Source organism: uncultured Thiothrix sp. (assembly GCF_937873765.1).
Lineage (GTDB): Bacteria > Pseudomonadota > Gammaproteobacteria > Thiotrichales > Thiotrichaceae > Thiolinea.
Genome location: NZ_CALMZC010000066.1, coordinates 1 through 23,883, shown reverse-complemented (window position 1 = coordinate 23,883; position 23,883 = coordinate 1). Strand labels below are relative to the sequence as shown.

At 46.1% G+C, this 23,883-nt stretch carries 20 protein-coding genes and 1 tRNA gene; 7 read left to right on the top strand and 14 right to left on the bottom strand.

The window, feature by feature from the left end; genetic code table 11:
* Positions 1-87: 87 nt before the first annotated feature.
* Positions 88-172, bottom strand: a tRNA-Leu gene (locus Q0307_RS18660).
* 124 nt (positions 173-296) lie between these two features.
* On the opposite strand from Q0307_RS18660, the gene rnr reads away from it, so the two are divergent.
* Positions 297-2,558, top strand: coding sequence for a ribonuclease R (gene rnr / locus Q0307_RS18655; RefSeq protein ID WP_298662800.1), 2,262 nt, complete (start codon positions 297-299; stop codon positions 2,556-2,558).
* On the top strand, positions 2,558-3,310 hold the full coding sequence (gene rlmB, locus Q0307_RS18650) for a 23S rRNA (guanosine(2251)-2'-O)-methyltransferase RlmB (RefSeq protein WP_298662799.1): 753 nt from the start codon (positions 2,558-2,560) through the stop codon (positions 3,308-3,310). The genes rnr and rlmB overlap by 1 nt, the downstream gene beginning before the upstream one ends.
* A gap of 33 nt (positions 3,311-3,343) precedes the next feature.
* Here the strand turns inward: rlmB and Q0307_RS18645 are convergent, their stop codons facing one another.
* The 5 genes from Q0307_RS18645 to Q0307_RS18625 form a co-directional block, all read right to left on the bottom strand.
* Positions 3,344-4,480 (bottom strand): succinylglutamate desuccinylase/aspartoacylase family protein, encoded by a 1,137-nt coding sequence (locus Q0307_RS18645; RefSeq protein WP_298662797.1) that lies wholly within the window; start codon positions 4,478-4,480, stop codon positions 3,344-3,346.
* Positions 4,481-4,486: 6 nt separating this feature from the next.
* Entirely contained in the window at positions 4,487-5,236 is a 750-nt protein-coding gene (locus Q0307_RS18640; protein ID WP_298662795.1) for an ABC transporter permease subunit, read from the bottom strand.
* A complete protein-coding gene (locus Q0307_RS18635; protein ID WP_298662794.1) occupies positions 5,236-6,075 on the bottom strand; it encodes an ABC transporter permease subunit in 840 nt (279 codons plus the stop codon). The genes Q0307_RS18640 and Q0307_RS18635 overlap by 1 nt, the downstream gene beginning before the upstream one ends.
* Positions 6,076-6,169: 94 nt before the next feature.
* On the bottom strand, positions 6,170-6,913 hold the full coding sequence (locus Q0307_RS18630) for a transporter substrate-binding domain-containing protein (protein ID WP_298662793.1): 744 nt from the start codon (positions 6,911-6,913) through the stop codon (positions 6,170-6,172).
* 21 nt (positions 6,914-6,934) lie between these two features.
* Positions 6,935-7,705, bottom strand: coding sequence for an ATP-binding cassette domain-containing protein (locus tag Q0307_RS18625; protein ID WP_298662792.1), 771 nt, complete (start codon positions 7,703-7,705; stop codon positions 6,935-6,937).
* A 191-nt stretch (positions 7,706-7,896) separates the two neighbouring features.
* Here Q0307_RS18625 and Q0307_RS18620 point away from each other — a divergent pair, with 191 nt between their 5' ends.
* A complete protein-coding gene (locus tag Q0307_RS18620) occupies positions 7,897-9,021 on the top strand; it encodes a thioredoxin domain-containing protein (protein ID WP_298662791.1) in 1,125 nt (374 codons plus the stop codon).
* A gap of 60 nt (positions 9,022-9,081) precedes the next feature.
* Here the strand turns inward: Q0307_RS18620 and gabT are convergent, their stop codons facing one another.
* Entirely contained in the window at positions 9,082-10,356 is a 1,275-nt protein-coding gene (gene gabT, locus Q0307_RS18615; RefSeq protein WP_298662790.1) for a 4-aminobutyrate--2-oxoglutarate transaminase, read from the bottom strand.
* A 27-nt stretch (positions 10,357-10,383) separates the two neighbouring features.
* Positions 10,384-11,841 (bottom strand): NADP-dependent succinate-semialdehyde dehydrogenase, encoded by a 1,458-nt coding sequence (gene gabD / locus Q0307_RS18610; protein WP_298662789.1) that lies wholly within the window; start codon positions 11,839-11,841, stop codon positions 10,384-10,386.
* A 179-nt stretch (positions 11,842-12,020) separates the two neighbouring features.
* Here gabD and Q0307_RS18605 point away from each other — a divergent pair, with 179 nt between their 5' ends.
* Complete coding sequence (locus Q0307_RS18605) at positions 12,021-12,569, top strand: cupin domain-containing protein (protein ID WP_298662787.1); 549 nt, start codon at positions 12,021-12,023, stop codon at positions 12,567-12,569.
* A 69-nt stretch (positions 12,570-12,638) separates the two neighbouring features.
* Here the strand turns inward: Q0307_RS18605 and cydC are convergent, their stop codons facing one another.
* The 5 genes from cydC to Q0307_RS18580 form a co-directional block, all read right to left on the bottom strand.
* Entirely contained in the window at positions 12,639-14,291 is a 1,653-nt protein-coding gene (gene cydC / locus Q0307_RS18600) for a thiol reductant ABC exporter subunit CydC (RefSeq protein ID WP_298662786.1), read from the bottom strand.
* Entirely contained in the window at positions 14,288-16,036 is a 1,749-nt protein-coding gene (gene cydD, locus Q0307_RS18595) for a thiol reductant ABC exporter subunit CydD (protein WP_298662784.1), read from the bottom strand. The genes cydC and cydD overlap by 4 nt, the downstream gene beginning before the upstream one ends.
* A 69-nt stretch (positions 16,037-16,105) precedes the next feature.
* Positions 16,106-16,207 carry a cytochrome bd-I oxidase subunit CydX gene (gene cydX / locus Q0307_RS18590; protein WP_020396090.1) on the bottom strand — a complete coding sequence of 34 codons (102 nt, stop codon included), beginning with the start codon at positions 16,205-16,207 and terminating at the stop codon, positions 16,106-16,108.
* A gap of 12 nt (positions 16,208-16,219) precedes the next feature.
* Positions 16,220-17,362: a cytochrome d ubiquinol oxidase subunit II gene (gene cydB, locus Q0307_RS18585; RefSeq protein ID WP_298662782.1), complete on the bottom strand. Its 1,143-nt coding sequence runs from the start codon at positions 17,360-17,362 to the stop codon at positions 16,220-16,222.
* Positions 17,363-17,373: 11 nt separating this feature from the next.
* Positions 17,374-18,981, bottom strand: a complete 1,608-nt coding sequence (locus tag Q0307_RS18580; RefSeq protein ID WP_298662780.1) for a cytochrome ubiquinol oxidase subunit I — start codon at positions 18,979-18,981, stop codon at positions 17,374-17,376.
* A gap of 330 nt (positions 18,982-19,311) precedes the next feature.
* On the opposite strand from Q0307_RS18580, the gene Q0307_RS18575 reads away from it, so the two are divergent.
* From Q0307_RS18575 to Q0307_RS18565, 3 genes are all read left to right on the top strand, one after another.
* Positions 19,312-20,736, top strand: coding sequence for an AlkA N-terminal domain-containing protein (locus tag Q0307_RS18575; protein WP_298662777.1), 1,425 nt, complete (start codon positions 19,312-19,314; stop codon positions 20,734-20,736).
* Positions 20,727-21,230, top strand: coding sequence for a methylated-DNA--[protein]-cysteine S-methyltransferase (locus Q0307_RS18570; protein ID WP_298662775.1), 504 nt, complete (start codon positions 20,727-20,729; stop codon positions 21,228-21,230). Before Q0307_RS18575 ends, Q0307_RS18570 begins: the two co-directional genes overlap by 10 nt.
* A 120-nt stretch (positions 21,231-21,350) precedes the next feature.
* On the top strand, positions 21,351-23,174 hold the full coding sequence (locus Q0307_RS18565) for an AAA family ATPase (RefSeq protein ID WP_298662774.1): 1,824 nt from the start codon (positions 21,351-21,353) through the stop codon (positions 23,172-23,174).
* Here the strand turns inward: Q0307_RS18565 and Q0307_RS18560 are convergent.
* A complete protein-coding gene (locus tag Q0307_RS18560; RefSeq protein ID WP_298662773.1) occupies positions 23,136-23,837 on the bottom strand; it encodes a tetratricopeptide repeat protein in 702 nt (233 codons plus the stop codon). The genes Q0307_RS18565 and Q0307_RS18560 overlap by 39 nt on opposite strands.
* Positions 23,838-23,883 lie beyond the last annotated feature (46 nt).

The following is a 23,883-nucleotide window of genomic DNA, read 5'->3' as shown; positions in this document are numbered from 1 at the left end:
AATTAGACTACCTTAGACACGAAAAAGCCCTGAAACCGTTAGGATTCAAGGCTTTATGGATGTACTAGACTAGGCTAGATTTTAATTTGGTGCCGAAGAGAAGACTCGAACTTCCACGGGTCGCCCCACTAATACCTGAAACTAGCGCGTCTACCAATTCCGCCACTTCGGCAAAGAGAGTGATGTCTCAAGTGCGAGGCAGGATACCGAGCCTATGTTTTTTTGTCAAACAAAAACTCGGCCAATTTGCTATCCTAGACACCTAAAAACCACAAACCTTAAAACAAGGAATTCTGTTGAAACTAAAAGATCCGTATCTCGAACGCGAAGCTGAAAAATACGATAACCCCATCCCCAGCCGCGAAGTCATTTTACAATTATTAACTGAAAGCACCCACCCTTTAGATTTCCCGAGCTTAGCAGCCGCTTTAGGCTTATACGCAGAAATTGATATGGATGCTCTGCGCAAACGCTTGCGTGCTATGGAGCGCGACGGGCAGATTTTGTTCAATCGCCGCCGCCACTATGTACCCGTGGCACGTGCTGATTTAATTTCAGGTCGGGTCATGGGTCACCCCGATGGCTTTGGCTTTTTAATCCCAGACGATGGCTCGCCCGATCTGTTCCTGCACGCTAAGCAAATGGACAGCGTGATGCACGGTGATCGAGTCTTGGCGAGTGTACGCGGTTTAGATGCCAAAGGTCGGCGCGAAGGTGCAGTCGTTGAGGTTTTAGAACGTGCCACCGAACAAGTCGTGGGGCGCTTACTGGTTGAAAGCGGGATTGCTTTTGTCGTGCCGGATAATAAGCGCCTGACTCAAGAAATTTTGATTCCACCGGATCAATTACATGAAGCTAAACCGGGGCAAATTGTCGTCGCCGCCATCATTGAGCATCCGACCAAACGCTCGCGCCCCATTGGTAAAATCGTTGAAGTCTTAGGTGACCACATGGCGCCGGGTATGGAAATTGATATTGCCATTCGTAGCCATGAATTGCCGTTTGAATGGCCGCCAGCGGTTACGGAAGAAGCTGACCGTTTTGGCTATGAAGTGCCTGAGCGTACCAAACAAGGCCGCGAAGATTTGCGTGACTTGCCACTGGTAACGATTGATGGCGCGGATGCTAAAGACTTTGACGATGCGGTTTTCTGTAGTCGTAAAGCCGATCACTGGCGCTTGTTGGTAGCGATTGCCGATGTTTCGCATTATGTGAAACCTGGCACAGCTTTAGATAAAGAAGCAACTTTGCGGGGTACGTCCGTTTATTTCCCCGGTAAAGTGATTCCGATGTTGCCAGAAATTTTATCCAATGGTTTATGCTCGCTCAATCCACAGGTGGACCGCCTGTGTATGCTCTGCGAGATTCGTTTGGATGATGAAGGCAATGTACTGGACTATCAGTTCCAACAAGCCGTGATGAACTCCGCCGCCCGACTGACTTATGATCAAGTCGCGGCTATGGTCGTTGATCATGATGCAGCGATACGCAAGCAATATGCAGACTTAGTGCCGCATTTGGATAGTCTGTATGCGTTGTATCACACCTTGAGCCATGCTCGTATGGAACGGGGCACGATTGATTTTGAAACCACTGAAACCAAAATCATCTTCGGGGAAGATCGTAAAATCGATGCGATTGAGCCGAGTGTACGCAATGATGCCCACAAGATCATTGAAGAGTGCATGATTCTCGCCAATGTCTGCGCTGCACGCTTCTTGAAAGAGCATGAAATTCCAGCTTTGCATCGCGTACATGCGCCCCCGTCGACTGAAAAACTCGAAGATTTGCGCGCTTTCTTAGCCGGTGTAGGTTTGTCGTTAGGTGGTGGAATGGAACCAGAACCGGCTGATTATGCGCGGGTCTTACAGCAAGTGCAGGGACGTGCGGACTTCCATTTGATTCAAACCGTGCTATTGCGCTCACAATCGCAAGCGCAATACAGCCCTGATGCAGAAACTGGACATTTTGGTTTAGCGCATGAGGATTATGCTCATTTCACCTCGCCGATTCGCCGCTATCCTGATCTATTAGTGCATCGGGCGATTCGACATATTTTAACGGGTGGCACAGCGGCTAATTTCAGTTATAGCCTTGCCGATATGCAAGCCCTAGGTGAACATTGCTCTATGGCAGAACGGCGCGCCGATGATGCAAGTCGTGATGTGACCGCTTGGCTCAAATGTGAATACATGCAAGAGCATGTCGGTGATGTCTTCGATGGTATTGTCAGTGCTGTGACTAACTTTGGTTTATTCGTGGAGCTTTCCGATATTTATGTCGAGGGTTTAGTGCATGTGACTGCACTCACTAATGACTACTATCGTTATGATCCCGTGCGTCAACGCTTAACCGGCGAAAGCTCAGGTCGCACCTTCCGTTTAGCCGATAGCATTCGCGTGAAAGTCGCACGGGTCGATTTAGATGAGCGCAAAATCGACTTCATCCTCGCAGATGGGGCTGAGAAAACTGAAAAACGTAGCAAAGCTAAACTCAGTAAGCCGAGCAAAAGTACAAAATCCAGCAAAAAACCGCTAGCAGCTAAGAAGAAACGTTAATGGCTAAGACAACTATTTATGGCATTCATGCTGTGGAAAGCGCGCTACGCAACGATCCTGAAAACATTGGCACGATTTGGCTAGAAAAGAACACCCGCAATGACCGCTTGAAAAAACTTCAAGCGCAAATTGCTGAAGTGGGTGGTCTTAAAACCACTCCGGCTGACATGGAGCAATTGAATAAACTCTCCAGCACAGGGCGGCATCAAGGGGTGGTGGCGGAATATTATAAAGCCAAAGACTACACTGAAAATGATCTCTATGATCTTTTAGATGAGCTGGATAATAATGGCATTCAGCCTTTTTTATTAGTGCTCGATGGCGTCACCGACCCGCATAATTTAGGGGCTTGTTTACGCACAGCGGATGGGGCGGGCGTGCACGCGGTGATTGCACCGAAAGACAATGCCGCAAGCATCAATCCAACCGTGCGTAAAGTAGCTTCGGGTGCAGCTGAAGCAGTGCCATTTATTGCTGTCACTAATTTGGCACGCACTTTAGATAGTTTAAAAGAACGCGGTATTTGGCTGACCGGAACGAGTGATAAGGCTAAACAAACCTTGTATCAAGCGGATCTTAAAGGTTCAATGGCTTTGGTCATGGGGGCAGAAGGTACGGGGATTCGTCGTCTAACCGAAGAGCGCTGTGACTTTTTAATTTCGATCCCGATGTGTGGGCAAGTATCGAGTTTGAATGTGTCGGTGGCCACTGGAGTTTGTTTGTATGAGGCTTTAAGGCAGCGACAGAACTAAGTAAACTTAGGGATTAAAGCACTATTCTCTGCTCTAATCCTCCAACAAATAGTCCCCCCGAGACGCTAAGGGCTGTTTACCCACAATCTTAGCCACTGAGCAGCCCGGCCAAACATATTTATGGATATTACGGGAGATAATCACCCCATCCGTACCGGCTAACACTGGGATGCGTTCTACAAACGCGCCCTCACCATCTAAGGCAATTAAGTCTGCTAACACATCGCCTTGCTGAACTACATCGCCAAGCTTAACTTTATAAGCAAGTAAGCCTGCCTGTTGGACACGTGTCATTTCAGTAGCCGCCAGATCAGTAGCCGCAGGCGTAGGTTCAGGGCGTAAACGGATCATTTCACCACCAATTAAGCCTTGGCTTTGCAGGAAGCCATACAAGCGTTCGGCATCCTCGTGATTAAGTTCATCAAAGGTATCAAATTGGCCACGATATTCAAGCGTCGCTGAATGACAGGCTAAGGGAAGCGGTTTATCAGGATGAACTTTCGCAAGATCAATCCATAACTTAGACCAGACCTCATCGAAGGAATAACCACCACTATTTTCAGCTAATAAAGTGGCAGCCGCTCCCATCCAATCCGATAAATCTTGCATCACAGTTGCCGATTGAGGAACGGTAAAAATATGCGGCAACGCTTCATTATCACAATGCAAATCGAGTACATAATCAGCATCAAAGGCCGACTGCAACACAATGTGCCGCTGCTGTTGCAGGGCATTAACCGGCTGTTGTTGGGCTATCCACGCTTTCAGCGCAGAACGGACTATCTGAATATTTTGTTGCGCATCCTCAGTGAGTTGCTCTGCTACTTGAACTTCCACTGCTTTGCACAGATCAGGCCAATTACGATTAAAATTCACCCCTGATGCACGATCATAACGCCCTTGATGCTGACGAAAACCAATATCACCCATCCCCAAAGGATTCACCATCGGAAAGACCATAAATTGGGCGTTTAATAAACCCTGCTCTTCAGCTTGTTTTAACAACTTTAGCAAATGATGTAATACCAAAATACCGGGTTGCTCATCCGCGTGCAGTGCAGCTTGTAGATAGACTTTACGCTGCGCTTGCTCTGAACCTAATTTAAAACATACCAGTTCTGTTGTTTTACCGGGTGAGTCACCGTAAATCTTATGCGTAATTTTTTTCATCGAAGCTTAGCGAATATAATTAGGTTTAATTTTCAGGCTCACCTCTACATTCAGATATCGAGTTAAGCGCTTATAAATTAAATTAAATAAAAAGAAAATGACTATAGAAATCACTAAGAAATACAAAGCGGCCGCCGAGAAATGCAGGAATAAATTGTAATCCTTTTCAAACAACTCGCTTGCTTTATTCAGTAAGTCTTTTTGCTCATTAATCACCGGCATGGTGAAATAGACTAAGGTCGTTGAATGGAATAAAAACACTACTTCATTGGTATACGCAGGCCAAGCTAACCGTAGCATATTCGGCCAAACAGCCGTGCGGAACTCTTGCCATTTGCTCATACCGACCGCACGTGCTGCTTCAAGCTCACCTTTCGGAATGGTTTGTAGTGCACCATAGAAAATCTCTGCAGCATAAGCACCCGTATTTAAGACTAATACCAGTGGACCAATAAATAAGGGATGAATCATCAACCAACTAATCCCTAAAGGTTTCCATACACCCGGATTCAGCGCCAAACTAAGCGAATAGAACATGAAAAACTGAATGAATAGCGGTGAACCGCGAAAGGCATAGATATAAGTGCGTGCAGGCATAGAAAGCAGCTTATTTTTACTATTTTTCCCTAAAGCTAATAAAACTGCTAAGGGGAAACCAAAGGGAACCGCTAAGACCAGAAAATATAAGTTAAATAGAGCAGGTTTAAACAGTGTTACTAAGTCTTGCACAAACGGGGCATTGAAGATGCTATCCATTAGTTAGCCCTCGCCATGCCACGCCCAGCGCGCGCTTGTAGATAAGCAAAGAACTTTTCCGATAGCCATGTGAGCAAGATATAAAAAATAAATAGCACTAAATAATATTTCCAACGCCAATCCCCATGCACTAAACCCGCTACTGGTGAGTAATTCGGTGCACCCAAACGATCCGCCCACGACACAATATCAGTGATCTGTAATAGAGATAATAAGGAAGTAGCCTTTAATAATAGTAACCACACATTGGATAAACCGGGCAAGGCATAAACCCACATTTGCCGAACTTGAAAGCGCCAAAACACCTCCCGACTTGGGAAACCAAAGGCATGAGCAGCTTCTAACTGACCTTTTGGCACGGCTGTTAAAGCCCCATAAATTACATTGGCTGCAAAGGCACCGTACACCAAACCTAAGGAGACACAGGCCAAAATCATATATTCGGTGGTACTTAGATACCACTGCACATTCGCACACAGCGGCCAAGTCGTAGCAGCAGCTAATTCATCAGGCTTGCAATACCACTGTGCCATCATATATTCGACACCTTGCTCAAAGGCTAAAGGGAAAAATAACAGGAAGAGTACATCAGGAATGCCCCGCACCATGGTGGTGTAGATATCGCCCAGCCAACGCAAGGGAGCAAACTTGGAGAGCTTGGCGGCAGCCCCTAACAGGCCGAAGAACACAGCTAAGATCGCACCAAAAGCGGCAGCGATCAAAGTGTAGCGAACGCTAGCATACCAAGATAAATGTTTGCCATTGGTGATATAGGCTAAATTAGCCATACCATCAGGACCCAACCAATCGCTGAGCCAGTGGGGAAGCATTTCCAGCATGAACTATCCCTTATGAGCTGACTAACTGTACAAGTTCTCTAGGCTAGCTAGAGAACTTTATTACCCAAGTGTCAATCTTAAAGCAAAATCTTAGTTATTTTTGCTCAGTAAAATACTTTTTAGTTAGAGTCTCTAAAGTGCCGTCTTTTTTGATTTCGGCTAAAGCGGCATTGATTTTTTCATGCAATTTAGTGTCATCAGGGCGCATACCAATGCCGATTCCACCACCAATCATTTCTTGCGGGCCAACCACCTCTAATTCACCATTAGAACCTGCCACTGCAGTACGCACGAATTCTCCATCCGCTAAGACAACATCAACCGTGCCTGCCATCACATCCGCTAAGGATTGATCAGCTTTTTCATAGGATTTCAAAGTGTTTTTTGCAGCCCATTTCCCCTTAGCAAAATCATCTTGAATGGTCGCACCTTGCACACCTACACTTTTACCTTCTAATTTATCGAAATCGAGCTGAGTACCTTTTTTAACTAAATATAAGGAAGGGTCGACTGGTTTGTATTCATCACTAAAGGTAATACTTTTTTTACGCTCATCCGTGATCGACATGCCCGCCATAATCGCGTCATAGTTACCTGCTAACAGATTAGGAATAATCGAATCCCATTTATTTTGGATGAATTCGCAAGTCATATTAGTGCGTTTACAAAGCTCATTGCCTAAGTCAATTTCAAACCCGGCTAATTTACCTTCATCGTTCACATAATTATAAGGAGCATAAGCGCCTTCAGTGCCAACCCGTAGTTTATCCTCTGCCAAGGCTTGCCCACTGACTAAAGCTGCCCCCAAAGTCATTGCTAATAACCATTTTTTGCTCATGCTATACACTCCAATTGGATATTATTTAATAGAAGTATTGGATAAAAATTGTTTTAAACGCTCGGATCTAGGCTGACTAAAGACCTCAGCAGGATGCCCTTGCTCCTCAATCAAACCTTGATGTAAAAAAATCACTTTATTCGATACATCGCGCGCAAAAGCCATCTCATGGGTCACCACTAACATGGTCATCCCTTCTTCAGCGAGCTTACGCATAACCGACAGCACTTCACCGACTAATTCAGGATCTAAAGCTGAAGTTGGTTCATCAAACAGAATTGCATCGGGACGCATTGCCAAAGCACGGGCAATCGCTACCCGTTGCTGTTGCCCACCTGATAAAAAGGCCGGATAAGTATCCGCTTTATGCGCAATGCCCACTTTATTCAGATAATCCAGCGCAATTTCGCGTGCTTCGGTTTTATCAATCCCTTGCACACGCACCGGTGCTTCCATCACATTTTCTAAAATGCTCAAGTGCGACCAGAGATTGAACTGCTGGAACACCATACCGACACGACTACGCAAATGTTGAACCTGCTTAGGATCGACCGCAGTGCGCAGCCCTTTGTGATTGGTTTTAAGCTTGATCGTTTCGCCTGCTAACTGAATTTCGCCTTGATCAGGCATTTCGAGGAGATTGATACAACGTAGAAAAGTCGATTTACCAGAGCCTGAAGAGCCGATGAGTGAGATCACATCGCCAGCCTCAGCCTGCAGTGAAATCCCATGTAAGACCTCTAAAGAGCCAAAGCGCTTGTGGATATTTTGTACATCAAGGACTATCGTCATTGAATCACCTTCCTCTACTCATTCCCAAGCTATTGATAACCGGCATTATGAGCTGCCCTATCACTGGAATGCAATATTCGCAGAATGTTAAACCTGTGTTTAATACACAATTAGGCGTGTTACAACTTGCAAGATTGATGCCTGTCGCCTATGTTGTATTTATCCAACACGAATCCTAGAGAACTTGAACGATGTATAAATTAAAACGGCTTACAACCAGCTTATTCTTAGCCTTTTCCTTTTCTTTGGTACAAGCAGCAGATTTAAGCTATCAATATGGTGATAAAACTTACGCCGGAAAAGAACTTCCAGCCGCAGTACGTATTCAGCTAAATGAACTCGAAACTAAGGTCAATCAGCAGCGCCAAGAGATCATTGATCAATACATTTTGGACGCTTGGCTACGCGACAAAGCCAAAGAAGAAGGTAAAACACCTGAGGAATACGCAGCTAAAGCTTTGGAAGTCAAAGAGCCAGATGAGCAAGCCTTACGTAAATTTTATGATGCTAATTGGGAGCGAATTCAAAAGCCTTATAAAGAAGTGAAAGAAGAGCTGGTTGGTGCAGTGTGGGCTGAGCGCCAACAAGAAAAAATGAAAGAAGTCCTACAGCAAATTGCTAAAGAAAAAAATTATAAAGTTAATTTACCTGAGCCAGAAGCCCTAGTATTTGAGGTCAAAACAGAAGGCTACCCCAGCAAAGGTAGCACAAATGCAACAGTCACTTTAGCTGAATTTGCTGATTTCCAATGCCCACATTGTAAAGAAGGCTCCGAAATTGCCGATAAAGTCTTAGCAAAATACAGCGATAAAATGCGCATCGTCTATCGACACATGCCGATTAATCCTTCAGGTATCTCCCGTAAAGTCGCAGCAGCTTCTATCTGTGCTGAGCAACAAGGTAAATTCTGGGAATATCATGATCTAGCCTTCAAAAATCAAGACAAACTCGATGATAACTCACCCTTAAAATTAGCGACTGAGTTGAAATTAAATGAGGCCAAAATGAAAACTTGCCTCGATGACCCCAAAACCAAAGAAGCCTTGGGTGCTTCTGAAGCTGAAGCTCGCAATTTAGGTGTGAATGGCACCCCAGCGTTTTTCTTAAATGGTAAGCCTTTCCGCCCACAATTGGATATGGAAAAAGAATTGATCGCCGCCGTTGAAAGTGCTTTGAACAGTACGACCCCACTTAATACAACGCCAGCAACTACCAGTACTAGCAGCGCTACTACCCCAACTACAACTCCTGGCACAGGTATTGGTACTTGCAACAGTGGTACAACTACTAGTGATGCGAACTGCAAACCCGAATAAGCGAGAGACTTAGAGGCTAACAAACAGGGGTAGCACAAACTACCCCTTTGCATTTAGCTGCTAAGCCGTTACTTCCGCTAAAGACTCCGCCAAAATATCCAAACCTTGATTCAATTGCGTATCCGGCACGGTGAGCGGCATCAGAATCCGAATCACGTTCCCGTAGATTCCACAGGATAGCAGAATCAAACCTTTCTCCCGTGCTTTAGCCACCAAAGCCGCCGTTAACTCAGGTGAAGGCTTACCCTCTTTCATTAATTCAATTGCCAGCATCGCGCCCAAACCACGCACCTCAGCAATCACGGGATATTGCTTGGCTAAGGCTTGTAAACGTGCAGTGACTTGCTCTCCAACGGTACGGCAACGTTCAAGTAGATTCTCTTCCTTGAACACCTCTAAAACCGCTAAAGCGGCCGCACAAGCAATCGGCCCACCTGCATAAGTACCGCCTAAACCACCAGAGCCAACTACATCCATCACCTCGGCTTTGCCAACCACGCCTGATAAGGGGAAACCACCTGCAATGGATTTAGCAAAGGTCGTTAAATCAGCGGCGACCCCCATTTGCTCCATTGCAAAGAAAGTACCGGTACGCCCTGCCCCCGTTTGTACTTCATCCGCGATGAGTAGAATGCCATGCTTATCACAGAGTTCACGCAAACCTTGCATGAACTCTTTCGGTGCAACATAGAAACCACCTTCACCTAGTACGGGTTCGAGCAGAATGGCGGCAATATTTTGTGGCTCAGCATCAAATTTGAAAATGCGCTCAATCGAAGCTAAGGCATCGGCCGTGCTCACACCATGCAGTTTATTCGGGTACATGGCACGGAACACGTCACCGGGCATAATCCCCATACCTGCACTATAGGGAGCAACCTTGCCGGTTAAAGCTAAAGTCGCCATCGTGCGCCCATGATACCCCCCACCAAAAGCAATCACACCGGTACGTTTGGTGTAAGCACGCGCAATTTTCACCGCATTTTCTAAGGCTTCCGCACCCGTGGTAAATAAAGCAGATTTTTTAGGAAAATCACCGGGGGCTAATTCATTAACCTTTTCACAGAGTTCGACATACGGCTCATAGCCCAGCACCATGAAACAGGTATGTGAAACCTTATCTAACTGCTCTAGTACTGCGGCTTTCACTTTCGGGTGTAAGTGACCTGTATTCAGCACCGCGATCCCGCCAGCGAAATCAATTAACTCGCGCCCTTCCACATCACGCACCGTGGTATTTTGCGCTTGCTCAATAAAATGAGGGTGTAATAGACCTACTCCACGCGCAACGGCTGAGGCTTTACGTTCAATCAAACCAGCATTCGTTTTTTTCATTCTGCTAACTCCAAGCTGCTACGGCTTTTAAATATTTATACACAAGTATTTCAGTTCAAGATATTCATCGATGCCATGATGTGAGCCTTCACGTCCTAAGCCTGATGACTTCACCCCACCAAACGGCGCTACTTCCGTTGAAATCAGTCCCGTATTCATGCCGACCATGCCATATTCCAAAGCTTCCGCTACCCGCCACACTCTCCCTAAATCACGTGCATAGAAATAAGCGGCTAAACCAAATTCAGTATCATTCGCCATCTGAATCACATCGGCTTCATCTTTAAAGCGGAATAAGGGGGCTAAAGGACCAAAGGTTTCCTCCTTTGCCAATAACATACCGGGCTTGGCTTCGGTAATCACCGTAGGCTCAAAGAAAGTCCCACCTAAAACATGCCGCTGACCACCCGTGAGCACTTGCGCACCTTTACTGACGGCATCGGCGAGATGTTTTTCGACTTTGCTAACGGCTTTTTCGTCAATCAAAGGACCAGTCGTCACACCCTCTTCTAAACCATTACCCACTTTAAGTTTTTGCACAGCTACCGCTAATTTCTCGGCAAACTTTTCATAAATACCATCTTGCACATATAAGCGATTGGCACACACACAGGTCTGCCCCGCATTACGGTATTTAGAAATCATTGCGCCCTGCACCGCAGCATCCACATCCGCATCATCAAAGACAATAAAGGGGGCATTCCCACCCAGTTCTAAGGACAATCTTTTGATGTTAGGCGCACATTGTTCCATCAATTTCATACCAACGGCCGTGGAGCCAGTGAAGGATAATTTACGCACAACCGGACTTGAGCACATGACATCACCAATGGCGCGTGAACTCTCAGTATCTGCCGTAACTACATTAAACACGCCTGCCGGAATCCCTGCTTGTGTCGCCAATTCCGCTAAAGCCAACGCTGAAAAAGGCGTTTGTGGGGCTGGTTTTAACACCATCGTACAACCTGCTGCTAAAGCGGGAGCAGCTTTCCGGGTAATCATCGCCGAAGGGAAATTCCACGGCGTAATCGCAGCCGTTACACCAATCGGCTGCTTAATCACCACAATGCGCTTATCCGCTTGATGCCCCGGAATCGTTTCACCGTAAATACGCTTGGCTTCTTCCGCAAACCACTCTACAAAAGACGCTGCGTAAGCAATTTCGCCTCGCGCTTCCGTTAAGGGTTTGCCCTGCTCTAAAGTCATCAGATGCGCGAGTTCCTCTTGATTTGCCATCATCAACTCAAACCAGCGGCGTAAGCGATTAGCACGTTCCTTAGCAGTTAAAGCACGCCAAGCTGGCAAAGCCACCTCTGCTGCATGAATCGCGTTTTGCGTATCAGTAGCACCCATATTAGGCACTGCGCCTAAGCGTTCATGCGTTGCTGGATTATGGATAGAGTAAGATTCTTGATTAGCTGCATTGACCCAAGTGCCATTGATATAAGCTTGTTGCTTAAATAATTTCATATCCGTTAGTAACACATTCCACCTCTTATCAGGTTAAGTGCTAGCCGAGCTAACTTGTTAAATAAAATTGACGATTTTCTTAAAAATGTTAAATTTATTTATCGCACAACTAAGACAAGTTCGCAAGTAGCTTGCTATACTTTGCAGAAGTTTCACCGCTTCTATTAATCACCTTAATTAAGGAATAAGTAACTTTGGATGACTTTGATTTAGGGGCACGTTTACGTTATGTCCGCCAAGCCGCAGGCTTATCCCAACGCGAATTAGCGAAACGTGCTGGTATGACCAATGCCGCTATTTCAGTCATAGAAAATAATCAGAGTAGTCCGTCCGTCGCCTCTCTCAAAAAGGTACTTGAGGTCATTCCACTGTCACTCACTGAGTTTTTTGCCCTTGAAACACCCGCTGAATATAAAATTTTCTTTACAGAAGAAGAGTTAATACCGATCACCCAAGGTGCTGTGCATTATCGACAAGTCGGTGATATGCGTTATCACAAGTTACAAATTCTCCATGAACGCTATACGCCCGGTGCTGATACCGGACGCAGCATGTTACAGCATGAATCGGAAGAAGGCGGCATTGTGCTAGAGGGTATGATTGAACTTACCGTGGGTGAGCGCAAAACCATTCTCAAAGCAGGTGATGCTTATTTATTTGATAGCCGCCAGCCACATCGTTTCCGTAATATCGGCAAAACCGATTGCGTGATTGTGAGTGCTTGTACGCCACCTTATTTATAAGCCCGCCAAACGCTAAAACACTCACGACTGTGTTATATGATGGGAAGGTTAAGCTATTGTTATCAGCCTTCAAGGCAAGCTTAGTACCTGCCAATCCCTGCCTTTAATCCCTAAGCGTTGATGTGTAATCACAATTAAGCCTTGCTCTTTTTTCTCCACCCAAGCTAGGATATTGCACATCACACTGAAAGCCGTTTCAGGGTCTAAGCTTTCGGTTGGTTCATCTAGAATAAGAAAGCTAGCTGGTTTTAACAAAGCTCGTGCTAAGGTCAAACGCCGCAATTGCCCACCCGAAAGACGCACACCTGTTTCGCCCACCCAAGTTTGGTAGGCTTCTGGCTGCTGCTGAATGAAATCGTGCAATAACACAGCGCGGCAAGCTGCCTCAATCTGGGCTAAGCTAGCTTGTGGATTAGCGAGTAAAAGATTATCTAAAATTGTAGTATTGAATACCTGCGTGTGCTGTTCAGCTACGGCAAAATGAACCCTTAGGGATTCTCCTGAGTAAGCTTGAATAGGGTGCTCATTCAAAAATAAATTGCCGCTGCTAGGTTCGCGAAAACGTAGCAATAAACTCAAGAGCGTACTTTTGCCACAGCCACTCGTCCCCTCTACCACTAACTTTTGGCAGGGCGCAAGACTGAAACTCAGGTCATGCAATATCCAAGGATGCTGGTCTTGATAACGAAACCCAAGTTTCTCGCAGCGGATGGTAATAGGCTCTTGTAGAACGAGTGGCTGAATAGGTTCTTGTACTACAGGCTGCTGATCGCTCAAGGCAAAAATACGGTTTGCGGCTGCCAAAGTTTCCCCCCAACTTTGCCAAGCGAGCGGCAAGGGTGCTAGCGCTTCAAAACTCGCAAGCGCTAATAAACTCAGCATGGCTAAATGTGCAGGAGCTAAACTTTGTTGCTGTACCAGCGGAATGGCCATTAATAATATCAACCACAACGCCAAATTTGCGCACAAACTCAAAGCTGTTTGTAGCAAACTATTGAGGCGAGTGAGAGTTTGTTGTTGCTTCGCTAATTGTTTAGCACATTGGTTGAATTGGAATGCCTGAGATTCAGCAGCTCCATAGACTAATAACTCACCCATGCCTTGAAGATCGCTGATTAATTGGGTACGTAAATCGGCTGAACTTTGAACCAATTGGGCACTGGTACTTTGATTGAGCCAATGCAATAACCATGGGATCAACACACCAGCTAGCAAGAGTAAACTCAATTCTACTAAGGCCAAAAGTGGATGGTAATAAGCCAGAGCAGCCACTAAAATCAGACTGGCCAGCAGCGCTACCCCAATCGGTACAAGGATGCGCAGATAAAGATTATTCAAGGTATCAATATCCGCACGAATCCGACTTACCAGATCGCCGCTACGGTAGTATTGCAAGACGGCGGGCGCCAGTGGTTCGAGTTTTTCATAAAACCACACACGCAACTGGGTTAATAAGCGAAAGGTTGCTTCGTGTGTCACCAAGCGCTCACCATAGCGTCCTGCGGTACGTGTAATTGCTGCACCACGAATTAAAGCACCGGGTGTAAAGTAATTCATACTGACTTGAGCAGCACCTGCCAAGGCCATCGAGCTAATAAACCAACCAGCTAGTGCTAGCAAGCCAACATTGGCTAGGACAGTAATCAAAGCTAATAACATGCCAAGCAGCATCCATGCTGTATACGGTCGGTATACACCTAAGAGCCGCCACAATACGCTCATAAGCCTTGCTCTTGATAAGCTTTGACCATCGTTTGATATGGTACACAGCTTTGTAAGAGTTCAGCATGAGTGCCATAAGCCAATACCTGCCCCTCTTGCATAAAAGCAATACAATCTGCGCTTTGAATCGTTGCAAGGCGATGCGCAATCATAACAATCGTGTGCTGACCTTTAAGTTGCTGGATGGCCTCTTGAATTAGCGTTTCTGTTTCGCGATCTAAATGCGCGGTGGCCTCATCGAGAATGATTAAGGGTGCTGCTTTCAGAAACACGCGCGCCAGTGCAATACGTTGCCGTTGTCCACCCGATAATCCCTGCCCTGCTTCGCCCAATAGTGTGTCATAAGCGTGGGGTAATTGCTCAATAAACGCTTGTGCTTGCGCTGCTTTAGCGGCTTGTTTAATGGCCTCTAAGCTGGCTGGACTACCCAAACGGATATTATCTGCCACACTCAGTGCAAACACTTGGGCACGCTGTGGTAGCCATGCAATTTGCTTATGCCAAACTTGCCGTGCAATCTGTTGCAAAGGAGTTGCACCAACCAGAATCTCTCCAGCTTGTGGCTCTGTAAACTTCAACAGTAATTGCAAGACCGTGCTTTTACCTGCTCCACTTGCCCCAACCAAAGCAAGGCTTTGTTTAGCCGCAATCTTCAAACTGAAATCCCGTAAAGCTAGCCGTCCATCGGGGTAATAAAAGTCAATATGGCGTAATTGGATAGTTTGCTCGTGTAATCCTGCCCATGCTGCCACTGTTTGTGCTGGGGTAGTGGCAGGAACTTCGAGAATATCCAAAAGACTAGCGACCACCCCCAAAGCTTGCATACGTGCATGATATTGCGCCCCCAACTGACGCAGCGGCAGATAAAACTCAGGGGCTAGCAATAACACCAAAAAACCTGCAAAGAATGTCATTTCCCCCCAATACAAACGAAAACCAATTAAGACTGCTACTACTGCAATACTCACGCTGGCGAAAAACTCGAGGGTAAAGGAAGATAAAAAAGCCACGCGCAAGACTGACATCGTGCTTTGCCGATACTGCTCCGACACCTCACCAATCGCTTGTGCTTCACGACGGCTGGCATTAAATAACTTCAAGGTGCTTAAGCCTTGAATCACATCCAGAAAATGTGCACTCATGCGCGACAACTGCTGCCATTGCCGCTGATTACGCTGCTCTGTTCCCTTGCCAATCAGCATCATAAATAAGGGAATCAAGGGTGCAGTGAGCATTAGCACCAAGCCAGAAATACGATCCTGACTAAATACCACCAATAATATCAATAAGGGTATATACACACTCAACTGCATCGCCGGTAAATAGCGCGCATAATAAGCTTCAAGCTGCTCAACTCCATCGCTTAGTGTACTCATCACGGCTCCGCTACGTTCCTCGCTCAACCAAGCAGGTCCTAAGCTTTGCACCTTGCTATAAAGCAATTCACGCACTTGGAGTTTGACTTGCAGTGCGCCCTGGAAAGCCGCTTGATCAATTGCCCAAGTAAAAGCGGCACGTAAGAAGAAAATTAATAATAAGCCGGCGAACCCAGTCAGTAGATCCGCCAACTTAGCGTGCTCAAATAACACGGCATTAAGAATACTTGCCAACCACCAAGCTTGGGCAATCAGCAATATACCCGCTAATACGCCAAACCCAACAGCCAGTTTCGGCCAGACACCCGCATAACTTGCCCAAACTTTTAAACGCTGGCTGTGTTCAGGCGGTGGAGCGACTGCAGTCATATAGTTTTAATCAGCCATAAATCAGAGGGATAGCATACCTCTACCCCTTTGAACACCTACAGAGTTTGCTTACTCATCCGCATCCAGTCCATTCAACTCTAGCCACATGACATTAATAATGCCGAACGAACTAGCGAGTAATACGCCTAAAATCCACGCGAAATACCACATGCTGCAGCTCCTTTAATAAGCGGTATGGTCATTAGAACGGATAAAGCCGAGGGTAATCTTGCCCCAAAGCATGCGATAGCACCACAAGGTATAAATCAGGATTAACGGTACAAAGATCAAAGCTGCCCATAACATAATATTCAAAGTCAGATGGCTCGATGCTGAGTCCCAAATGGTCAAGCTATGATTCGGATTCAGACTAGATGGCATGACAAATGGGAAAAGCGACGCACCAGCGGTGAGGATAATCCCAATTAAACTCAAGGAACTAAATACAAAGGCCAAACCTGCTCGTCCCGCCCGCGCCATCACGAAAGCCCCGAAAGCACCCAAAAAACCTAAAGCTGGAGCCAGCAATGCCCAAGGATAGGTTGTGTAATTCGCAAGCCAAGCCCCCTCCAGCGGCATCACCGCCTTTATCAACGGGTTTGGTAGCGCATCTTTCGGTGGCATTTCAGTGATCACATAACCTTGCACGCCTAGCCACAACCATACACCCGCTAAGGCAAAGCTAGCGATCACCCCTAATGCCGTTAAGCCTGCCATTTTTTGTGCACGCTGATACACTACCTCATCGGTACGCAACATCAAATAAGTTGCACCCTGCATCATGAACATCAATAAGCTCACCAACCCTACCAAAATCGCAAACGGATGGAACAAAGCAAAGAAGGAGCCGCGACTGGTTAAACGCATATAGTCGTCAAACGCAAATGGTACACCTAAGAGCAGATTACCAAACGCTACTCCAATGACCAAAGGCGGCACTATACCGGAAATGACTAAACCCCAATCCCACATATTACGCCAAGCTGGATTGGCCAGTTTAGAGCGATAATCGAAGCCAACCGGCCGGAAAAACAGTGAAAATAGGGTCAAAACCATTGCCCAATAAAATGAGGAAAAGGCCGCACCGAAGGTAATTGGCCAAGCTGCAAAAATCGCCCCCGCGGCCAAAATTAACCACACTTGATTGCCATCCCAATGGGGCGCAATCGTATTAATCGCTACACGGCGCTCTTCGTCAGTTTTCCCCACCACCCGCAATAAAGCGCCAATTCCCATATCAAACCCATCGGTGAGCGCAAAGCCAATAAATAAGATGCCAACTAATACCCACCAAATCAGTTTTAAACTTTCATAATCGAATAACATGCAGGCTCTCCTTAAACACGGTCATTGAGTTTTTGCGCATAAGCGTGAGCAACATGCCCACCACCACCTGCTTGCTTTTCAAAATGGTAACGCCCAGTATGTAAGCTACTTGGACCAAGGCGAGCAAACTTAATCATTAAATACAGCTCAATCACTAACAGCACTGTATACAGAGTGACAAAACCGAAAATACTTCCCATCAAGTCACCCGCACTTAAAGTTGAAGTACCCATGAAAGTTGGCAAAATCTCACCAATTGCCCAAGGCTGACGGCCATATTCTGCGACAAACCAGCCGGTCTCTACAGCAATCCATGGCAAAGGAATACTGAATAAAGCTAAACGTAATAACCAGCGCTTATTCCAAGCGGTACGTTTGGCCGTAAAATAAAAAGAGAGTGCAAATACGACTAACATTGTAAAGCCTGCAGCCACCATGATACGGAAAGCCCAAAATAGAGGAGCAACGGGCGGTACTGTACCTTTAGCGGCTAACTTAATTTGCTCCTCAGTCGCATCAATGACATGAGAGGTGTATTGCAGCAGTAACAATCCATAGCCCAAATCACCTTTGATTTGTTCAAATGCTTGTTTGTCCGCCTCTGTCGCTGTACCTTGGCGTAGCTTTTGGAATAAGCCGTAAGCCGCTTTACCTTGCCGGATACGCTGTTCGTTTTCTGCCACTAAATCATGAATACCTTTAACCGGTTCGCTTAAAGAGCGCGTGGCAATAATGCCCAAAGCGTAAGGGATTTTTACAGCGTAACTGTTTTCGCCCTTTTCTTGGTCAGGCATAGCTAGAATATTGAAACCTGCTGGAGGTGGTTCCGTGTGCCATTCAGCTTCGATGACGGCAAGCTTCATTTTTTGTACCTCACCGGCTTCATAGCCGCTTTCATCACCTAACAAGATGACTGACAAAATAGAAGCCATACCAAAACCCGCTGCAATAGCAAACGAACGTTTAGCAAAACCCACATCCCGTTTTTTTAATAAATACCAAGCACTGATACCCAGCACAAACATGGAACCAGTGACATAACCGGCTGCTACGGTATGAACAAATTTTACTTGTGCTACTGGGTTAAATAATACCTCACCAAAATTTACCATTTCCATACGCATCGTTTCATAACTGAACTCAGCACCAATAGGATTTTGCATCCAACCATTGGCAATCAAAATCCACAACGCAGAAAGATTTGTACCCAGTGCCATCAACCAAGTGACGACTAAATGTTGCACTTTACTTAAGCGATCCCAACCAAAGACAAATAAGCCAACAAAAGTGGACTCAAGAAAAAAGGCCATTAGTCCTTCTATCGCTAAAGGGGCACCAAATACATCACCAACATAATGCGAGTAATAAGCCCAGTTAGTGCCAAATTGAAACTCCATGGTCAATCCTGTAGTGACACCTAAAGCAAAGTTAATCATGAATAACTTGCCCCAAAATTGAACCATGTCTTTATAAACCTGCTTACCAGTCATGACATAGACTGATTCCATAATCGCTAGCAGGAAGGTCATCCCCAGTGTCAGAGGAACGAATAGAAAGTGATAAAGGGCAGTTAAAGCAAACTGCAAGCGAGAGAGATCCACAACTTCTTGTGAAATCATATGTGCTCCTAACGGTTTTCCCCAACGAGTCTGTGTGCTCTAACTCAGGGAATTTATTTAAGTAACCTAATTTAAGGAGCTTAACCTTGGTGAGTTTACTTTGACCTAGATCAAATACTTTTCACTTAGCCTGACTCCGGCTACCAATCTTTCGCGCTAACTTGATTTGGAGCATTGATATTATGCAAATAGTGTCAAAAAGATTAGCTACCTGAAGGGCTAGCTGACTTACCTCTTAGGATATAAATACTTACGCCAAGCTCTATTACTTAGGATCATCAAGTCCGTAAACCGGACACTGAGACAGACATTAATTCGTATACTTGGGTTATGGATATTGAAGATTATTACCAAGCCCTAGTTAGTCGTGATGCACGCTTTGATGGGCGTTTTTTCGTGGGTGTGACCAGTACAGGGATTTATTGTCGGCCAATTTGTCGGGTGAAAACGCCAAGGCAAGCGCATTGCTTATTTTTCAATTCGGCTGCCTTAGCAGAGGCGCAAGGTTTTCGCCCGTGTTTGCGCTGTCGACCTGAGCAAGCACCCGGTTTGTCGCAAATGGATGCAAAGCAGACTTTAGCGCATCAAGCTGCGCAATTAATCAAACAGGCACAAGTACAAGACACCGTTCATTTGGCACAGCGTTTGGGAGTGAGTGAACGACATTTGCGCAGATTATTTCAGCAAGCTTTTGGTGTGACACCCAGCCACTATTTGCGTACCCAACGCTTATTAATGGCAAAAACACTGTTAACCGATACCCACTTGCCAGTGAATAAAATAGCGATTTATGCAGGCTTTGGCAGTACGACACAGTTTTACCAACATTTCAAAACTTATTACCAACTCACCCCCAGCACTTGGCGACGTAACTCCTTCCCACCAGTAGCTGCGATGCTGTTTAAACTAGCCTATCGCCCCCCGCTAGATTGGGCGCATTTACTCAGCTACTTCAAAACGCGCTGCATTAAAGGCGTGGAACGGGTGCATGAGCAAAGCTATTCACGCACCGTAGCTTTACTCGATGCCCGCGGCAAATTGCATGAAGGCTGGATTAGCCTTAGCACTGATCCTAAACAACATGCCTTACAACTGACGATTTCAGATAGTTTAGAAGCCGTGATTCCGCAGGTGATTGCGCAGGTGCGCTCACTGTGTGATTTGGATTGCGAGCCAGACCTGATTCATAAGGCTTTGGGCGAATTGGCAAATCCTGCTACAGGTTTGCGCGTGCCGGGTGCATGGGATGGTTTTGAAATTGCGGCGCGGGCGGTGATGGGACAAGTGGTAACGGTGAAAGCCGCTTTAACGTTGGTGGAGCGTATTGCGGAATTGGCGAGTTGTAAAGTCGAAACGCCTTATCCCGAACTGTATCAACGTTTTCCTTTGGCTCAAGATTTTCTCAAAATCAGCGACGACACCTTGAACGCTTATAAAATTCAGCCACGTAAAGTCGAAATTCTACGCAATATTGCCACGCTCATTGTGCAAGGCGATTTGGTGCTCGACACTAGTGCCAATTATCAAACAACCTATCAACAACTCATTAATCTCAAAGGCATTGGTTCGTGGACTGCGAGCTATATTACGATGCGCACTTTGCGCTGGCCGGATGCGTTTTTGGGCGATGATTATTGGATTAAAAAACTACTCAAGGTTTCGACCGCAAAACAAGCCGAAACAATAGCGCAACCGTGGAAACCCTGGCGCAGCTACGCAGTGATGTACATTTGGAGAAATGGCGCATGCACGTAATTGAATTTGAGACCACTTTGGGGCCAACCATTGTGACAGGCGATGAGCAAGGTTTAGCAGGTGTATGGTTCACTGATCAACGTCATTTTACAGGTATTCAAGACACCTGGATTTATCAGAAAACCGAACTTTTGAACGCCGCTAAACAACAGCTATTAGCCTATTTTGCGGGTGAATTGCAGACGTTTGATTTACCTTTAGCGCCGCAAGGTACTGAGTTTCAAGAACGCGTTTGGCAAGCTTTACAAGGCATTGAATATGGAGTCACCTGTAGTTATGGCGACATAGCCCATCAGATCAATCAACCTAAAGCCGTGCGTGCAGTGGGCGCTGCTGTTGGGAAAAACCCTTTAAGTATTATTATTCCTTGCCATCGGGTCTTAGGAAGCCAGAAGCAATTAACGGGTTATGCAGGCGGTTTGGAACGAAAACAGTGGTTGTTGCAGTGGGAGCAGAGCCATAAGCTTAGTACGGCAGGTTTCGTATTGGTTTAGTGATTTAGTGGTTGTACAACGGCATTGACATGTTTTTAGCAAGTTTTTTCAAACAGATTGATAGTGAAAAGCCATGCTACAATCTGGCAAAGTGTATCCGCCAGATTGAGGCTTGAGTGAATGATCACATTTCCCTACGGTATCAGCGATTTCAACCATATCCGTTGCAAAGGCATGTTGTATGTAGATCGTACTACCTGCATCCCTGCGCTGGAGGCAGCGGGGCAGCAGTTATTGTTCCTGCGTCCGCGCCGTTTTGGGAAATCCCTGTTGTTGTCGATGCTGGCGAATTATTATGACATCAACAAAGCTGATGAATTTGCGTGGCTGTTTGCTGATCTTGCCGTGGGCACTGACCCTACACCGGAACATAATCAGTATTTGATTCTTCAATGGGATTTTTCTAAGGTTTCGCCAATGGGGGACGTTGGTACGATTACCAGCAACCTGTTTGACCATCTCAATAACGCCGTTACCGATTGTGTGCAGCAGAACCAGCAACGCTTGGCCTTTCCCGTCACGATCAACGCAGGCAATGGCATTGCCTCGTTCGAGTCCTTGGCAAATGTGGTCAGGAATAGCGGATACCAACTGTATTTGCTGATCGACGAATACGATAATTTTGCGAACGAAGTGTTGATGCAGGCACGCACTGACGAAGCGCGTTACAAAGCTTTGTTACATGGCGAAGGCATTTTGAAAACGCTGTTCAAGACCATTAAAGGCTGCGTTTCGGAAGGCAAGATTGGGCGGGTATTTATCACCGGGGTTTCGCCTGTGGTGATGAGCGATATGACGAGCGGCTATAACGTTGCTACCAGTATTTATTTGGACAATGAATTCAATAGCCTGTGTGGGTTGACGAGCAACGAATTGCAGGGTTTGGTGGAAATGGTGACGGTGCAATGCCAGCAACCCGCTGAAACCGCAGCCATCACACTCGAAACGATGCGGGTGTTTTATAATGGCTACCGTTTTTGCTACGACACCACACAGGAGCGGGTATATAACCCTACGCTGTGCTTCTATTTTTTGCGCCATTTCCAGAGAAACTGCCAGCCACCGGAAAAAATTCTGGATGGCAATCTGGCAATGGATGCGGGAAAAATCGCGTACATTGCTTCGCAACCCGGTGGCAATGCAGTCATCCACAAAGTTTTAGATGAGCAAAACACTTTGCTCATAGAGTCGTTGGCAGAAAAATTTGGAGTGGAAGCCTTGCAAAGCACGGTGCAAGGTGAGTGGTTCATGGTATCCCTGATGTATTTCTTTGGGGTGCTGACGATTACTGGGCGTGGAACGATTGGGGAACTGGCGTTCGGTGTACCGAACCTTGTGATCCGGCGTTTGTATTTGGATGAATTGCGTGACCGTACTTTGCCTGCTCCTCAGGATACTGACATGGTGCGACATCTAGCCAGCCAGTTCTATCGGACGGCAGATTTGCAGCCGCTGGTGGATTTCATGGAAAGCAAATACTTCGCGGTGTTCAACAACCGGGATTACCGCTGGAGCAACGAACTCACCATCAAGACAGCGTTTCTGACGCTGTTGTTCAACGATACCTATTACATCATGGATTCGGAAACGGCTTTGCAACGGCGTTATTCCGATTTGACCCTGATTGTGCGCCCGAATATGCGCCAGTATCCGGCGTTGCTGGATATGGTGCTGGAGTTTAAATACCTTGGGCTGAAGGAGTTGGGGCTGAGTACGGAACAGGTTCGGGGGATGTCGCGGGCAGAACTGCAACAGCTTCCGCTGGTGGTGACGGCATTGCAGGATGCTACGCAGCAATTGCAGCAATACCGGGCGGTGCTGGTGGAAAAGTACAGTGAACCGCAGCGGTTGCGGTGTTTGGTTGTGGTGGCGTTGGGGTTTGAGCGGCTGGTATGGGAGGTGGTGTTACACCCCTGCTTTGCGCAATCTATCCAACACCAATAAAACCTCGGCGGCCCATTCGTAGTGTAGTTGCTCATCTTCTGCTAGTTTTGGACTACGCTCGCCTAAGGCAATTTTTGCCAACTTATTTAAGAGTATTATGCAATTACCCCAAGTCTCATCTGCCAATTCAATAGCAACTAATCTACTAGCAGCATGGCCTCCTTCATGTAATATGGTTTTGCAAAAACTCTCACATAAATACCCGGCATCTGTATTATTCTCTCCTCCATTAAGTCGGTAACTTACACGTTTTTTAACTGCTTCCTGCCAAGCAATCCATGCCTCCCGCGAATTATTTTCAGCTTTTTCAAGCATATATAAGTTACCCCAAACTCTCCAAAGCTCAGCTTCGCTGTCAAAATATTGACCACAATCAATGGCTCGAATTAATTCTTTTCTAGCATCTTCATAGCATCTTAATTTTATAAGTGCATTGCCAAGATTTCCTCGAACTATACATTCATGACGTTTATCACCTATGTTTTTGCTGACATGTGCTGATTCACGATAAAAGCCTATTGCCTGTTTTGTAAGATTAGATGCGTCATATACATTCCCTAAACCCGCAAGGCAATTAGCCTCTGATGATCGATCATTTAACTGGGTGAAAATAATTAATGCTTTGCGATAATAGTCTTCAGCTTCGGAATAATGTTTGGTCATGCACCAGAGGAGTTGAAGAGCCACTAAAGCGGTAGTAACTTAAGCG